The sequence below is a fragment of the Mesorhizobium sp. WSM4841 genome, assembly GCF_055811515.1.
In genome coordinates this window covers 9,128-23,599 of record NZ_JBVVQC010000007.1, presented here as the reverse complement: position 1 = coordinate 23,599, position 14,472 = coordinate 9,128, and the positions used below count along the sequence as shown (strand labels likewise).

General features: G+C 63.3%; 13 protein-coding genes and 1 pseudogene. 8 read left to right on the top strand and 6 right to left on the bottom strand.

The genetic code is table 11. The annotated features are described in order from the left end of the window. Positions 1-15: 15 nt before the first annotated feature. Genes AC0L14_RS10420 through AC0L14_RS10390 form a run of 7 tightly spaced genes read left to right on the top strand, consistent with a single transcriptional unit; the run spans position 16 to position 7,270 of the window. Positions 16-972, top strand: coding sequence for a carbohydrate ABC transporter permease (locus AC0L14_RS10420; protein WP_473749400.1), 957 nt, complete (start codon positions 16-18; stop codon positions 970-972). Beyond that, the gene (locus AC0L14_RS10415) at positions 969-1,907 is read left to right on the top strand and encodes a carbohydrate ABC transporter permease (protein ID WP_473749399.1); all 939 of its coding nucleotides are present in this window, start codon (positions 969-971) and stop codon (positions 1,905-1,907) included. The genes AC0L14_RS10420 and AC0L14_RS10415 overlap by 4 nt, the downstream gene beginning before the upstream one ends. A gap of 4 nt (positions 1,908-1,911) precedes the next feature. After that, complete coding sequence (locus AC0L14_RS10410; RefSeq protein WP_473749398.1) at positions 1,912-3,027, top strand: ABC transporter ATP-binding protein; 1,116 nt, start codon at positions 1,912-1,914, stop codon at positions 3,025-3,027. 5 nt (positions 3,028-3,032) lie between these two features. Beyond that, the gene (locus AC0L14_RS10405; RefSeq protein WP_473749397.1) at positions 3,033-4,547 is read left to right on the top strand and encodes a GMC oxidoreductase; all 1,515 of its coding nucleotides are present in this window, start codon (positions 3,033-3,035) and stop codon (positions 4,545-4,547) included. Continuing rightward, on the top strand, positions 4,544-5,305 hold the full coding sequence (locus AC0L14_RS10400; protein ID WP_473749396.1) for a 3-ketoacyl-ACP reductase: 762 nt from the start codon (positions 4,544-4,546) through the stop codon (positions 5,303-5,305). Before AC0L14_RS10405 ends, AC0L14_RS10400 begins: the two co-directional genes overlap by 4 nt. A 12-nt stretch (positions 5,306-5,317) precedes the next feature. Further along, entirely contained in the window at positions 5,318-6,946 is a 1,629-nt protein-coding gene (locus AC0L14_RS10395) for a GMC family oxidoreductase (RefSeq protein ID WP_473749395.1), read from the top strand. 21 nt (positions 6,947-6,967) lie between these two features. Then, complete coding sequence (locus tag AC0L14_RS10390; protein WP_473749534.1) at positions 6,968-7,270, top strand: Dabb family protein; 303 nt, start codon at positions 6,968-6,970, stop codon at positions 7,268-7,270. A gap of 1 nt (position 7,271) precedes the next feature. Here the strand turns inward: AC0L14_RS10390 and AC0L14_RS10385 are convergent, their stop codons facing one another. From AC0L14_RS10385 to AC0L14_RS10375, 3 genes are all read right to left on the bottom strand, one after another. Further along, complete coding sequence (locus tag AC0L14_RS10385; protein ID WP_473749394.1) at positions 7,272-8,117, bottom strand: EamA family transporter; 846 nt, start codon at positions 8,115-8,117, stop codon at positions 7,272-7,274. 7 nt (positions 8,118-8,124) lie between these two features. After that, positions 8,125-9,039: an endonuclease/exonuclease/phosphatase family protein gene (locus AC0L14_RS10380; protein ID WP_473749392.1), complete on the bottom strand. Its 915-nt coding sequence runs from the start codon at positions 9,037-9,039 to the stop codon at positions 8,125-8,127. Between the two features lie 173 nt (positions 9,040-9,212). Next, positions 9,213-10,763, bottom strand: a complete 1,551-nt coding sequence (locus AC0L14_RS10375) for a cation:proton antiporter (protein ID WP_473749391.1) — start codon at positions 10,761-10,763, stop codon at positions 9,213-9,215. Between the two features lie 125 nt (positions 10,764-10,888). Between AC0L14_RS10375 and AC0L14_RS10370 the strand changes: the two are divergent. Then, positions 10,889-11,514, top strand: a pseudogene (locus AC0L14_RS10370) (glutathione S-transferase family protein). Positions 11,515-11,544: 30 nt separating this feature from the next. Here the strand turns inward: AC0L14_RS10370 and AC0L14_RS10365 are convergent. Genes AC0L14_RS10365 through AC0L14_RS10355 form a run of 3 tightly spaced genes read right to left on the bottom strand, consistent with a single transcriptional unit; the run spans position 11,545 to position 14,338 of the window. Continuing rightward, the gene (locus tag AC0L14_RS10365; protein WP_473749389.1) at positions 11,545-12,609 is read right to left on the bottom strand and encodes an ABC transporter ATP-binding protein; all 1,065 of its coding nucleotides are present in this window, start codon (positions 12,607-12,609) and stop codon (positions 11,545-11,547) included. Between the two features lie 29 nt (positions 12,610-12,638). After that, on the bottom strand, positions 12,639-13,433 hold the full coding sequence (locus AC0L14_RS10360; RefSeq protein WP_473486395.1) for an ABC transporter permease: 795 nt from the start codon (positions 13,431-13,433) through the stop codon (positions 12,639-12,641). Continuing rightward, positions 13,430-14,338, bottom strand: coding sequence for an ABC transporter permease (locus AC0L14_RS10355; RefSeq protein WP_473749388.1), 909 nt, complete (start codon positions 14,336-14,338; stop codon positions 13,430-13,432). Before AC0L14_RS10355 ends, AC0L14_RS10360 begins: the two co-directional genes overlap by 4 nt. Between the last annotated feature and the right edge of the window lie 134 nt (positions 14,339-14,472).

Genomic DNA, 14,472 nt, shown 5'->3' with positions numbered 1-14,472 from the left:
GAGAGGGAGGAGCCCATGACTACGGTCGCGACCCAGATCAAGCTGACGCCGGAGCATAATGCGCGCCCGGGCGCCTCGGTGCGCTCGCGCCTGCAGGACGCCTTGCCGAAGGTCGTGCTGGCGCCAAGCTTTGCGATCACCATCGTCTTCGTCTACGGCTTCATCCTGTGGACGGTCTATCTGTCCTTCACCAATTCCAAGACCTTCCCGTCCTATAAGCTGACCGGGCCGCGTGCCTATCAGCGGCTGTGGCGTTGGACCTTCGAGAGCGACCCGCCGTCAAGCTGGTACACGTCGATCATCAATATGGGCATTTTCGGCTTCCTCTACATCTTCATCTGCCTGGCGCTCGGCCTGTTCTTGGCGATCCTGCTCGACCAGAAGATCCGCGGCGAAGGCATGTTGCGGCCGATCTATCTCTATCCGATGGCGCTATCCTTCATCGTCACCGGCGTCGCCTGGAAATGGTTCCTCGATCCCGGCCTCGGCCTTGAGCAAACGCTGCACCAGTGGGGCTGGACGAGCTTCCATTTCGACTGGATCAAGAACAAGGATTTCGTCATCTACACTGTGGTGATCGCCGGCGTCTGGCAGGCGTCGGGTTTCATCATGGCGATGTTCCTCGCCGGCCTGCGCGGCATTGACGGCGAGATCATGAAGGCGGCGCAGATCGACGGCGCAACCACGTTCCAGCTCTATCGCCGCATCGTCATCCCGCTGCTGCGGCCGGTGTTCCTCTCGGCCTTCATCGTGCTCGCGCACCTCGCCATCAAGTCCTACGATCTGGTCGTAGCACTGACCAGCGGCGGGCCGGGCGGCTCGGCCTGGCTGCCGTCGAACTTCATGTATGAGTACACCTTCAAGCGCAACGAAATGGCCGTCGGCTCGGCCAGCGCCGTGATCATGCTGATGACCATCACCGCGATCATCGTGCCCTATCTCTATTCCGAGCTCAGGGAGCGACCGCGATGAGCGTCATTGCCTCGCCCGCTAGCACTGGCGGCATCAGCGCCAGGACCGTCAACCGCATCGTCATCTACGGCCTGCTGGCGCTGTTCGCGCTGTTCTACCTGATGCCGCTGTTCGTCATGCTGGTGACTTCGTTCAAGACGATGGACGAGATCCAGAACGGCAACATGTTGGCGCTGCCGCAGGCGCCGACCTTCGAGCCGTGGCTGAAGGCGTGGGGCGAGACCTGCGTCGGCCTGACCTGCGCCGGCATCAAGGGCTATTTCTGGAACTCCATCAAGATGGTGGTTCCGGCGGTGCTGATCTCGACGCTGCTCGGCGCGCTCAACGGCTATGTCCTGACCAAATGGCGCTTCCGCGGCCACACGCTGGTCTTCGGGCTGATGCTGTTTGCCTGCTTCATCCCTTTCCAGTCGGTGCTGTTGCCGATGGCGACGATCCTCGGCAGCCTCGGCCGTTTCGGCGTGACGCTGCGAAACGCAACGGGATTTTCATTCGGCTTGGGCAATCCGACAGTCAACCTGGTCTTTGTCCACGTCGTCTATGGGCTCGGCTTCACCACTTTGTTCTTCCGCAATTATTACGAGGCGTTCCCGACCGAACTGGTCAAGGCGGCACAGGTCGACGGAGCCAGCTTCTTCCAGATCTTCCGGCGCATCATGCTGCCGAATTCGATGCCGATCTTCGTCGTCACCGTCATCTACCAGTTCACCAACATCTGGAACGACTTCCTGTTCGCCTCGGCCTATGCCGGCACCGGTGACGCGATGCCGATGACCGTGGCGCTGAACAACGTCGTCAATACCTCGACCGGTGTCGTCGAATACAACGTCAACATGGCGGCAGCGATGATCGCCGCACTGCCGACCCTTCTCGTCTATGTGGTCGCTGGCCGCTATTTTGTGCGCGGCCTGATGGCCGGCGCCGTCAAAGGATAATCGAATGGCTTTTCTCGAAATTAATGGGCTGAGGAAGCGGTTCGGATCGGTCGAGATCCTGAAGGGCATCGACGTCGATCTCGAAAAGGGCGGCTTCCTGGTGCTGGTCGGCCCGTCCGGCTGCGGCAAGTCGACCTTGCTCAACACCATCGCCGGCCTCGAAACCATCACCGAAGGCGAAATCCGTGTCGACGGACGGACGATCAACGATCTCCACCCCTCGAAACGCGACATCGCCATGGTCTTCCAGAGCTACGCGCTCTATCCGAACATGACCGTCGCGGGGAACATTGCCTTCGGCATGGAGATGCGCGGCGTGCCGGCAGCGGAGCGCCAGAAGGCGATCGACAAGGTGGCGAAGGTGCTGCAGATCGGCCACCTCTTGCAGCGCAAGCCAAGCCAGCTCTCCGGCGGCCAGCGCCAGCGCGTCGCCATGGGCCGTGCGCTGGTGCGCTACCCCAAGCTCTTTCTCTTCGACGAGCCGCTCTCCAATCTCGACGCCAAGCTGCGCGTCGACATGCGCATCGAGATAAAGCGGCTGCACGCGACCACCGGCACGACAATCGTCTACGTCACCCACGACCAGATCGAAGCGATGACGCTGGCCACCAAGATCGCGGTGATGCGCGATGGCGAGGTGCAGCAGTTCGGCACGCCGGCCGAAATCTATAACAACCCGACCAACCTGTTTGTTGCCGACTTCATGGGCTCGCCGGCCATGAACCTGATTCCGGCGACGATCGGCGGCAATGGCAATGCCCTTTCCGTGGTGCTGCAGCGCGAGGCGCGCGAGCCGATCTCGCTGCCGCTGGCCGATGCGCCGACGGGTCTGTCGGCATTCCACAGCAAGCCGATCATTTTTGGCGTCCGCCCCGAGGCCCTGACCGATCCTGAAGGCGCCGAACGCAACGCATCGAACATCGCCACCGCCGACTGTCACATCGAAGTCGTGGAACCGGCCGGCTCCGATACCTTCGCCGTCACCAATCTCGGCGGCAAGGCGGTGGTGGCGCGGCTGCGCGCCGACGCCAATATCCAGCCGGGCACGGTCACGCCGCTCGCCTTCAACCTGACCAAGGCGGTGTTCTTCGATCCGGCGACCGAGAACCGTATCCTCTGACAGCCATGACAAACCCGGACATCGTCATCATCGGCTCCGGCATCGGCGGCGCCACGATCGCTTCCGGCCTTGCCGGCAGTGGCGCCTCGATCCTGATGCTGGAGCGCGGCGAACCCCTGCCGGCGACGCCGCATACGCGCGACACGCGCGCCATCTTCGTCGACGGCCACTATCGGCCGAAGGAGATGTGGCGCGAGGCCGGGGGTGCTGCGTTCAATCCCGGCAACTACTACTATGTCGGCGGCAATTCGAAATTCTATGGCGCGGTGCTGATCCGCTACCGCAGGGAAGACTTTTCGGCCATGGAGCACTATGGCGGCGTCTCGCCGGCCTGGCCGTTCTCCTATGAGGAATTCGAGCCTTGGTATTCCAAGGCCGAGCAGCTTTTTCGCGTCCGCGGCGCACTCGGCGAAGACCCGACCGAGCCGTTCCACTCGATCCCCTATGCCTTCGGGCCGGTGCCGGACGAGCCGCCCATCGCCCGCGCCCGCGCCGAACTCAAGAGCCTTGGCCTGCATCCGGCATCGCTGCCGCTCGGCGTCGACATCGATGCCTGGCTAAAGGACGGCAAGACAGGCTGGGACGCATTCCCCAACACCGGGACCGGCAAGGTCGACGCCCAAACCGGGCCGCTGGTGACAGCGCTTGCCGACCGGAATATCAGGCTCGAGACGGGTGCCCATGTCGAATGTCTCGAAGCGTCATCGGATGCCAGGACGATCGCCGCCGTTCAGTATCGCCAGAATGGCACGCTGATGAAAGTGACGCCGAAACTGGTCATCCTTTCGGCCGGCGCGGTCAATTCGGCGGTCATTCTGCTGCGCTCGCCCTCCCCCAGCAGTAAGGGAGGCGGCAATGGCCTCGCCAATCGTTCCGACCAGGTCGGCCGCAACTTCATGAACCACAATTCGAGCGCCATGCTGGCGATCGACCCGCGCCGCAGGAACACATCCGTCTACCAGAAGACGCTGATGCTCAACGACTATTATCTGTCCGATGGCAAGGGCGGCAAGCCGCTCGGCAACGTCCAGCTTCTCGGTAAGATCGACGGTTATATCCTGAGGGCCAACGTCAAGCTTGCACCCAAATTCGCGCTGGATTTCATGGCCGGCCACGCCGTCGACTGGTACCTGATGTGCGAGGACCTGCCCGATCCCGAAAGCCGCTTCATGGTCGACGGCAAGGACATCGTCATGCAATGGCGGCGCTCCAACATGCAGTCGCTCGACGGGCTGACCAAGGTAATGCGCGAGAACTTCCGTGCCTGCGGTTACCCGATCGTCCTGTCGCGGCCTTTCGACAAGCGCACGCCATCGCACCAGTGCGGCACCGTCAAGATGGGCGACGATCCGGCAACCTCGCCGCTCGACCCGTTCTGCCGCTCGTTCGACCACCACAACCTGTTTGTCGTCGACGCTAGCTTCCTGCCGAACTCGGCCGCGGTGAATCCGGCACTGTCGATCGCAGCACAAGCGCTGCGCGTCGCCGATCACATCCGCAAGACGGAGCTTGTCGCATGAGCCGCCCGGCAGCCATCGTTACCGGCGGCGCGCGCGGCATCGGCCTTGCTTGCGCCGAAGCGCTGGCCTATGCGGGCTTCGACATCCTTGTCGTTGATCTTGCCGAAGAAGCCGCCGACGGACTTGCCGCTGACATCACTGCCCGCGGCGCGAAATTCGCCTACCATTGCGGCGACATCGCCGATCTCGACCGCCATGCCACACTGGTCGATGCCGCGACAAGCGCCTTCGGCCGCATCGACTGCCTCATCAACAATGCCGGCATCGGCGCCGTCATACGCGGCGACCTGCTGGAATTGAAACCGGAGAATTTCGACCGGATCCTCGCCATCAATCTGCGCGGCACCGTCTTCCTCAGCCAGGCCGTTGCCAAGGCGATGCTTGCGGAGCCGGGTGCTTACCCCCGGTCGATCATCACCATCACCTCGGTCAGCGCCGAAATGGCCTCGCCGGAACGTGCCGACTATTGCATCTCCAAAGCCGGGCTTTCGATGTGGGTGAAGACCCTGGCGCTGCGGCTTGCTCCCGAAAATATCGGTGTGTTCGAGGTGCGGCCGGGCATCGTCCGCACCGACATGACATCAGGCGTCACCGCCAAATACAACGCGCTGATCGACGGCGGTCTGGTGCCGGCGAAGCGCTGGGGCGAAGCCGCCGATGTCGGGGCCGCGGTGGCGGCACTCGCCGGCGGCAAGCTCGGTTTTTCGACCGGCTCGATCATCAATGTCGACGGTGCGCTGTCGGTGCCGAGGTTGTGAACAGGTGACGCCATGACCGACTACATCATCGCCGGCGCCGGCCCGGCCGGCTGCGTCCTGGCCAACCGGCTGAGCGAAGATCCGTCGCATCAGGTGCTGCTGCTCGAGGCCGGCGGCAAGGACTGGCACCCGCTGATCCACATGCCGGCCGGTTTCGCCAAGATGACCAAGGGCATCGCCGCCTGGGGCTGGTCGACCGTGCCGCAAAAGCACATGAAGGACCGCGTCTTCCGGTACACACAGGCCAAGGTGATCGGCGGCGGCTCCTCCATCAACGCCCAGATCTATACACGCGGCAACGCCCGCGATTACGACGCCTGGGAGAAGGAAGAGGGCCTTGCCGGCTGGGGCTATCGCGACGTGCTGCCCTATTTCAAGCGGGCCGAGAACAACCAGCGCTACGCCAACGATTTTCACGGCGACCAGGGTCCGCTCGGCGTGTCGAACCCGATTGCGCCGCTGCCGATCTGCGAGGCCTATTTCCGCGCTGGACAGGAGATGGGCATTCCCTTCAATCCGGACTTCAACGGGATAGCCCAAGAAGGCGTCGGTTATTACCAATTGACGCAGAAGGACGCGAGACGCTCCTCCGCCTCGGTCGCCTATCTCAGGCCGATCCGCGAGCGCAAGAACCTGACCGTCAGGACCGGCGTGCTGGTGACGCGCATCGTCGTCGAGAACGGCCGGGCCGTCGGTGTCGAGATCGTCGACAGGCCGGGCGGCCAGCCGACGACCCTGCGTGCCGAGCGCGAAGTCATCGTCTCGTCCGGCGCCATCGGCTCGCCAAAGCTCTTGATGCAGTCGGGCATCGGCCCGGCCGACCACCTGAAGTCGGTCGGCGTGACGCCAGTCCACGACCTGCCCGGCGTCGGTTCCAACCTGCAGGATCATCTCGACCTGTTCGTCATTGCCGAATGCACCGGCGACCACACCTACGACAATTACGCCAAGCTGCACCGGACGGTGTGGGCCGGCCTGCAGTACCTGCTGCTGAAAAAAGGCCCGGTTGCCTCCAGCCTGTTCGAGACCGGCGGCTTCTGGTACGCGAATCCCACCGCCGCCTCGCCCGACATCCAGCTCCATCTCGGCCTCGGCTCCGGCATCGAGGCCGGCGTCGAGAAGCTGAAAAATCCGGGCGTGACGCTGAACTCGGCTTTCCTGCGCCCTCGTTCGCGCGGCACGGTGCGGCTGAACAGCGCCGACCCCGCCGACCACCCGCTGATCGACCCGAATTACTGGTCCGATCCCTACGATCGCGACATGTCGATCAAGGGGCTCAGGCTGGCGCGCGAGATCATGCGGCAGAAAGCGCTAGCCCCTTACGTGCTGCGCGAGGTGCTGCCGGGACCGGTACTCACCAGCGACGACGAGCTGTTCGACTATGCCTGCCGCAGTTCCAAGACCGACCACCACCCTGTCGGCACCTGCCGCATGGGCCATGACACAATGAGCGTGGTGACGCCGGATCTCAGGCTGCGCGGCATCGAAGGGTTGCGCGTCTGCGACGCCTCGGTGATGCCGCACATCCCCTCCTCTAACACCAATGCGCCGACGATCATGGTCGGAGAAAAGGGCGCCGATCTGATCCTTGGCCGCGAGCCGCTGCCGCCGGTCATGTTTTCCGGCAACCGCGCGGCATAGGGACTCAAGAATGATCAGACACTGTGTTTTTGTCAGATTTCGCACGACGTCGACGCCACCGAGCGCGCGGCGATCCATGCCGATCTCGAGGCGCTGCGGTCGGTGATCGACGGCATGGCCAAGGTCGAATTCAGCGCTAATGTCAGCCCAGAGCCGTTCGCGCGCGGCTTCACGCACGGCTTCACCATCGACTTCAGCGACGCTGCAGCACGCGACGCCTATCTGGTGCATGAGGCTCACAGCCGAGCCGGCGCCCGGCTGGTCGCGGCGCTCGAAGGCGGCACTGACGGGCTGATGGTGTTCGACCTCAAGATAGGCGCTTAGCCTATCCGAGCCTCAGCGCGACGACGCCGGCAACAATGCTGAGCACGGCGGCACCGCGCCATCCTGTCATCTTCTCGCCGAGCGCAAACACCGAGATCATCATGGCGAACAGGATCGAGGTTTCGCGCAGCGCCGCGACCGAGGCGATCGGCGCCTTGGTCATCGCCCACATCACGATCCAGTAGGCGGCGCCGCTGAGCACGCCGGTGTACACGCCCGCCTTCCAGTCGCGCGCCAGCAGCGGCAGCGCTTTTGGTCCGCGAAAGATCAGGCACAGCACCAACGCCCATGCCGCATCACAGACGAACAGCCATGCCGCATAGCTTGAGGCGGTAGCGGCCAGCCGCGCGCCGCTGCCGTCGGAAAGCGTATAGCCGGCGATGAAGATCGAGGTGCCAAGCGCAAAGCCGACCGCGCGCAGGTTCAGCCTCTCCAGATGTGCGCCGCCGCGAAACGACAGCACCAGCGTGCCCGCCGACAGCAGGACGATGCCGAGAATAGCGAGTGGCGCCGGTACCTCGGCGACGACCACGATGCCGCCAAGTGCAGCCAGCAGCGGCGCCGTGCCGCGCGCCAGTGGATAGGTCTGGGCGAAATCGCCGGCCTTGTAGGCGCCGATCAGGAACGTCCTGTAGCCCATATGGAAGATCACCGAGGCGATGATATAGGGCCACACTTCCGCCCTCGGCACCTCGACGAAAGGCAGCGCCAGAAGCGCCACGGCGCCCATGCCGAGCGTCATCAGCGTGATCGACAGGAAGCGGTCGAGATGGACCTTGACCAGCGCGTTCCAGATCGCGTGCATGGCGGCGGCGGCAAGTACCGCGAAGAAGACGGACAGGGTCATCGGTGGCTCATGCGCCTCCGATCCCTGTCGCGAAGGGCGTTTCCAGGTCGATGTCGACCCGCAGCGGAAAATGATCCGAAGCGACTTCGCCGATATCGGCGCTGACCGAGCGCACCCGTCCCGCCAACATCCCGCCGACGAAGCAATGGTCGAGCCGGCGCTTTGTCAGCCTGCCGTCGATGGTTTTCACATGGGTGTGGAAATCCGACGTTGGTTCGCCGGCGACGGCGGCGGCATCGACGAAACCGTCGAGATAGGCCGCACCGCGATGATAGGGCATGCTGCCGACGATGCGCCGGTACTCGACGCTGCCTGGCTCCATGTTGAAATCGCCCATCCAGATCGCCGCCAGCGGGTTTTCCGGCTCCGGCTGGCCATTGCTCCAGTTGCGCACCGGCTCATCGTCGGCGCCGCTCCACGGGCCGCCGTCGGACGGCGCCCGGCGATGCTCGGCGAGCAGATAGTCGATCTGCTCCAGCCGCTCTTCGGCAGCGATATGCGCGAGATGCAGCGACAGCACCCGCACCGGACCGGCAGGGGTGTGGATCATGCATTCCAGCGCTGCGTTGCGGGTGTTGAGCGGACGCACGGTGCGGCGCAGCGGCAGCGTGTGCAGGCGCGACCAGACGATCGGCAGCTTGGACAGGACCATGGTGCCGAATTGCCGCCGCCGGTTGACGATGCGGCCGTCACGCCGCTCGCTGGCGTCCATGTCGAAGGCCGGCCCATAAACCCAATAGTATTCGGGCAGCAGTCGCGAAAGAAGTTCCGGCTGGTCGTCATCGCTGCTGCGCAGCCAGTGCCGCTCCACTTCCTGCAAGGCGATGATGTCGGCGCCGGCCACGACACGTGCCGCGCGCGAGAGATCGTAGCGGCCGTCGCTGCCGAAGCCGTACTGGATGTTGTAGCTGACCAGCTTCATCGCTTAACCGGCTCAATTTCCTGATGGCAGTAGCGGTACGGCGGCAGCCTGGCAATGGACCGCTACGGTGGTGGGTATGGGCCAAGCACGGATAGTCAGCAATCAGCTTCCCTCCCCGGCCAGGGTGTGTTCAGATTCAGGTCAGGCCGACATCACCTGAATATCAGCACACCCTAGGTCGTCAGCGGCTGGAACCGCCCGGCCGGCGACGCCGCCAGTTCCGACCAGTCGATCTCTTCCTCCAGGCGATGATAGGCTTCGTCACCGATCGTCCCGTTCCGGCGCAGTTCCTCCAGTGCATCGCGCTGGCTGTTGATGGCATAGAGGCGCAGCCGGTCATACTCCGTCGCCGCCTGCGCGTTCCCAGGGTTTTCGGCGATCGTGCGCTGGGCCGTATATTGCTCGCGCACGGCGGCAGCGGCATTCGATGTCTTGCCGCTCAGCACGTTGAGCGCGGCCTGCATGATGGCGACACGCGCCTGCGCCACTTCGCGATCGACTGTCGTGTCTGGATCGAAGTTGAGCAGGCGCAGCAGCGGCTTCAGCGTCATGCCTTGCAGCACCAGCGTGCCGAGCACGACGGCGAAGGCGGCAAGCACGATCGGATCGCGGCCGGGGAAGTCGGCCGGCAGTGCAATGGCCACCACCAGCGTCACCAGCCCCCGCATGCCGCACCAACCGACGAGCACGGCGCCGCGAAACGTCGGCATATCTTGCCTTTTGTCTTCGCCGTCGAAGCGGGCAAACCATCTTATGATCGCAACGTAACTCGTTACCCAGACGAGGCGCGCGACGATGACGACTATGAGTACCGTTGCGGCGAAGAGAAATGCATCGCCTTGCCCTTCGCCGGAGAGCCGGCCGACGATCGATCGGGCCTGCAGGCCCATCAGCACGAAAGCCAGCACGTTGAGCACGAACACCGCCGACTCCCAGACTGAATAGGTGCTGACGCGCCTTCTGGCCGACATGCGGCGCGGCGCCCTGCGCGCGATGGTGATGGCGTAGACGACGATGGTGATAATGGCTGAAAGGCCGAGCTTGTCGGCAATGATCCAGACGGCAAAGGTTCCGGCAAACTGCACCACCGTGCTGCTTGCCGCATCCTCGATGCGCGAGAGCGTCAGCAGCGAGAAGCGGCCGAACAGATAGCCGGCGACAACGCTGCCAACCGTTGACAGCAGGATTACAGGTACAGCGTCCTTCAGCATGACCGAGCCGATGGCAGCCGAAACCGCGATTCGGTAGATCAACAGCGCAGTGGCATCGTTGAGCAAACTCTCGCCCTGCAGGATGGCGGTGAGGCGGTGCGGCACCTTGAACTGCCCGAGCACGGCGCTTGCCGCCACCGCGTCCGGCGGTGCGACGATGGCGCCGAGCGCGATCGCCGCCGCGATCGGCAGACCGGCCATCTTCCAGCCCACGACTGCAACGACCCCAGTGGTGAAGACAACGGCGCCAAGCGCCAGCAGCGCCAGCGACAGCCGGTAGCGCTTCAGGTCGCGCAACGAGGTGTCATAGGCGGCATCGAGAAGCACCGGCGCGATGAATAGGGCAAGAGCCAGTTCCGGGTCGATCTCGATGGTCGGTGCACCGGGCACGAAGGCAATCCCAACCCCGGCCAGAGCCAGCAGGGACGGATAAGGAACCTCCAGCCGTCGCGACAGCGCCGTCAGCGCAACGGCGATGAGCAGGAGAACAAGGGTAAGCTCGAAAAGGGCCATGTTTCATCGTAGCGACGAAACGCGATTGTTGGCAGTGGCAAAGAATCAGGATGCTGTTGATTGTCCAGCACAGCCGGGCTGGCTGACCGTATGACTTCAGGCGCCGCCGGCGTATAACAGCAATCATGATCCTTATTGGCCAGTATGACTCGCCTTTTGTTCGCCGCGTCGGCATCGCACTGACGTTCTACGGCCTCCCCTTCGAGCATCGGCCATGGTCGGCCTTCGGCGATGCCGACAAGATTCGTTCCTACAACCCGCTGACGAGGGTGCCGACACTGGTGCTGGACACGGCGAGGTGCTGACGGAAAGCCACCAGATGCTCGATTATCTGGACAACCTGGTTGCGGTCGAACGAAGGATGTTTCCGACAGGCGAACCCGCCCGCCATCAGGCGCTGGGGATTGCGGCCCTGGCCACCGGGCTCGGCGACAAGAGCGTCAGCCTGTTTTACGAAAAGCGCTTGCACGAGAAGGTCTCCGACCTTTGGGTCGGCCGCTGCCGGACGCAGATAGAGAGCGTCCTGGCTGCATTGGAAGCGGACCGCGCCGCGAGGTCTGGGGTCTATTGGTTCGGCGATAGCATCGGTCATGCCGATGTCGTGGTTGCCGCCGTGCTGCGTTTCCTTGGTGAAGCGCATCCGGGCATGGTTCCGCTGGCCGGCCTTCCGGCGTTAGAGGCTCATGCCGCTCGGATGGAGGCCCTGCCCGTCTTTCAGGCGATCTCGCAGCCTTTTATCCCGCCGGCCTGAACGCTTCGGCCCTGTCGGTTTCTCTCCGGGTCAGTGCAACACCAGCATGTCGCCCGACGAGAACGAAATCTCGGCCTTTTCGCCGACGGCGGGCGGCGGGGTGGCCGGGCTGTTGAACGTGTCGAGCGACACCGTGCTGCCGCCGATGCCGACGCGAACCCGGATGACCGAGCCGAGGAAATGCACTTCGGTGATCTCGCCCGAAAGGCTGGAGTCTCGGCCAGGATGGCGGCCGAGCGAAATCGCCTCGGGCCGCAGTGCCAGCGACAGCGTGTCGCCGGACTTGGAGCCGTTGAGCTTGCCCTTGAGCGAGATCTCTTGCGCGTTGACGCGTACCTTGCCCGACGCCGCGTCGGTGACGGTGCCTTCGAGCACGTTCAGCGTGCCGACGAAATTGGCGACGAACTTGGTTGCCGGCCGGTTGTAGATCTCGAACGGCGTGCCGACCTGCTCGGCCTTGCCGCCATACATGACGGCGATGCGGTCGGAGATCGACAGCGCCTCTTCCTGGTCGTGGGTGACGAAGACAGTGGTGATGCCGAGCTTCTTTTGGATCGAGCGGATTTCCTCGCGCAGCGACACGCGCACCTTGGCGTCGAGCGCCGACAGCGGCTCGTCGAGCAGCAGGAGCTTCGGCTTCGGCGCAATCGCCCGCGCCAGCGCGATACGCTGCTGCTGGCCGCCGGAGAGCTGATAGGGATAGCGGTCGCCCATCTGCGGCAGCTTGATGAGGTCGAGCATCTCGGCAACGCGCCTGTCGGCATCGGCCTTGGGCATGCCCGCGACCTTCAGCCCGAAGCCGATGTTTTGCGCCACGGTCAGGTTCGGAAACAGCGCGTAGGCCTGGAACACCATGCCGACATTGCGCTGGTTGGGCTTGAGCCGGGTGATGTCCTTGCCGGCCACCACGATCTTGCCGGCGCTCGGCTCCTCGAAGCCGGCGACCATGCGCAGCACCGTCGTCTTGCCGCAGCCCGACGGCCCGAGGAACGAGACGAATTCGCCCGGCTCGACGTCGAGATTGAAGTCCTGGACGACGGTGGTGGCGCCGAAAGCTTTTCGAACCTGCTGGATGGAGAGGAATGGCTCGGCCATGGCTTTTCTTTCGGTCAGTACTTTTTCGATCAGTTTGGCCGGTTCGCCGATCGCGGCGCAAAACGCGACAGGATCTGGATCAGCGACATACAGCCCCAGGTGATGGCGAACGAAATGAGCGCCAGTGCCGACGGCTCATAGGCACTGTTGGCGCCGATGTTCTGCAGATAGGGGCCGAAGGCCGGGCGATTCAGCAGCGAGGCCATGGTGAACTCGCCGATGACGATGGCAAAACTCAGGAACGCGCCGGATAGGACAGCGATCAGTACGTTCGGCAGGATGATGCGGGCGATGATGGTGGTCCAGCCGGCGCCGAGGATTTGTGCGGCTTCGGTGAGCGTTCTGACGTCGATGGTCCTGAGACCGGTATCGACCGCCCGGTACATATAAGGCAGCGCCAGCACTGCATAGCCGATGACCAGCAGAGCATCGGTGCCACGCGCCGTCGCCAGAAAAGGCAACGCTGAATTCGAACCGAACATTCTGATGTAGCCGAAGACGATGACGATAGCGGGGATAACCAGCGGCAGCAGGGTGATGAACTCTACGACCGGCCGCAGATTCGGTAGCCGCAGCCGTATCCAGTAAGCCGTCGGCACGACCAGGAGCACGCCCAAAAGGATGGTGAATACCGCCACAACGACGGAATAGGTAAATGTCGCCTGGAAATTCGGATCTTCGAAGACCGAGCGGTAGGCGTCAAAGGAATATTCCCCTCGCCGCTTACGCAAGGAGAATTCAAAGGTCGCCACAAGCGGCAGGACGAAATAAGTGGTTCCCACGCCAAAAACGAGCCAGGCCCAAAAGCGGTTGCCTTGCTTCATTTCAGCCACCGTTCGGCTCGCCGTTGGAACAAGATATAGAAGAGATTGGCCAGGCCGGTGATGACGATCATGCCGAATGCAAGTGCGTAGCCTAGATTCGGATTGTAAAGCACGTCGCCGCGAATCTGCGCGAACAGCTGAATTGGCACGATGTTGAGTGACGGCCCCGTCAGTGCATAGGCCGTTGCGACCGCCCCGAACGCGTTGGCAAAGAGGAGGACCGTCGTACCGAGAAAACTCGGCCATAACACCGGGATGACCACCATGCGCCAATATTGCCAATTGGTTGCCCCGAGCGTCGCGGCAGCTTCGCCCCATTCCTTCTTCAGCCCATCGACCGCCGGTGTGATGATCACGATCATCAACGGAATCTGGAAATAAAGGTAGGTGAGAATCAGACCCCAGAACGAAAAGATACTGAAGCCGAGCGAATAGATGTTAATGCCGAAAATGTCACGCAACAGGATCGTCGTCACTCCGAGCCGACCTAGCGTCGCGATGAACGAGAATGCCAGCGGTACGCCGGCGAAATTCGAGGCGACGCCCGAGAAGGTCAATGTTGCCGAGCGTAACCACGGCGGCAAGCCTCCGCGAACGACTGCCACGGCCATCGCCAGACCGATCAAGGCGCCAAGGATCGCAGAAACAAAGCTGATCTGAATGGATACCCAATAGGCCGCCGCGAGCTTGGGTTGCGACAACGCTATGATGTTGTCGAACGTATAGTCGCCGGCTGCATTTTTGAACGCGCCCGCGATCAGCCCGACCGTGGGCAAGATCAGGAAGACCAGTGCGAAAGCGAAGAACGGAGTTACGCCTAACCAATGCAGTGGCAGCCGAAGGCGGCTGATCTCCGGCGCGCGAGGACTGACGCGGGCTGTCTCGGATATTGTGGAGTCTGCCATGGAATTCCCGAAGCTGGCATAGGGCGCCGGGGGGGGGGCCCCCCCGCGCCCCATTTATTTAGTGAACCCCGCGCCCCCCCGGGGCGGGGTGGTTTTAACAAATGTAGCCGGCGCCGCACCGAAAAATTTTTGTG

Bases quoted from the DNA above. Each gene is read 5' to 3' on its own strand.
- AC0L14_RS10420 (WP_473749400.1), top strand. From the start codon at position 16: ATGACTACGGTCGCGACCCAGATCAAGCTGACGCCGGAGCATAATGCG.
- AC0L14_RS10415 (WP_473749399.1), top strand. From the start codon at position 969: ATGAGCGTCATTGCCTCGCCCGCTAGCACTGGCGGCATCAGCGCCAGG.
- AC0L14_RS10410 (WP_473749398.1), top strand. From the start codon at position 1,912: ATGGCTTTTCTCGAAATTAATGGGCTGAGGAAGCGGTTCGGATCGGTC.
- AC0L14_RS10405 (WP_473749397.1), top strand. From the start codon at position 3,033: ATGACAAACCCGGACATCGTCATCATCGGCTCCGGCATCGGCGGCGCC.
- AC0L14_RS10400 (WP_473749396.1), top strand. From the start codon at position 4,544: ATGAGCCGCCCGGCAGCCATCGTTACCGGCGGCGCGCGCGGCATCGGC.
- AC0L14_RS10395 (WP_473749395.1), top strand. From the start codon at position 5,318: ATGACCGACTACATCATCGCCGGCGCCGGCCCGGCCGGCTGCGTCCTG.
- AC0L14_RS10385 (WP_473749394.1), bottom strand. From the start codon at position 8,117: ATGACCCTGTCCGTCTTCTTCGCGGTACTTGCCGCCGCCGCCATGCAC.
- AC0L14_RS10380 (WP_473749392.1), bottom strand. From the start codon at position 9,039: ATGAAGCTGGTCAGCTACAACATCCAGTACGGCTTCGGCAGCGACGGC.
- AC0L14_RS10375 (WP_473749391.1), bottom strand. From the start codon at position 10,763: ATGGCCCTTTTCGAGCTTACCCTTGTTCTCCTGCTCATCGCCGTTGCG.
- AC0L14_RS10365 (WP_473749389.1), bottom strand. From the start codon at position 12,609: ATGGCCGAGCCATTCCTCTCCATCCAGCAGGTTCGAAAAGCTTTCGGC.
- AC0L14_RS10360 (WP_473486395.1), bottom strand. From the start codon at position 13,433: ATGAAGCAAGGCAACCGCTTTTGGGCCTGGCTCGTTTTTGGCGTGGGA.
- AC0L14_RS10355 (WP_473749388.1), bottom strand. From the start codon at position 14,338: ATGGCAGACTCCACAATATCCGAGACAGCCCGCGTCAGTCCTCGCGCG.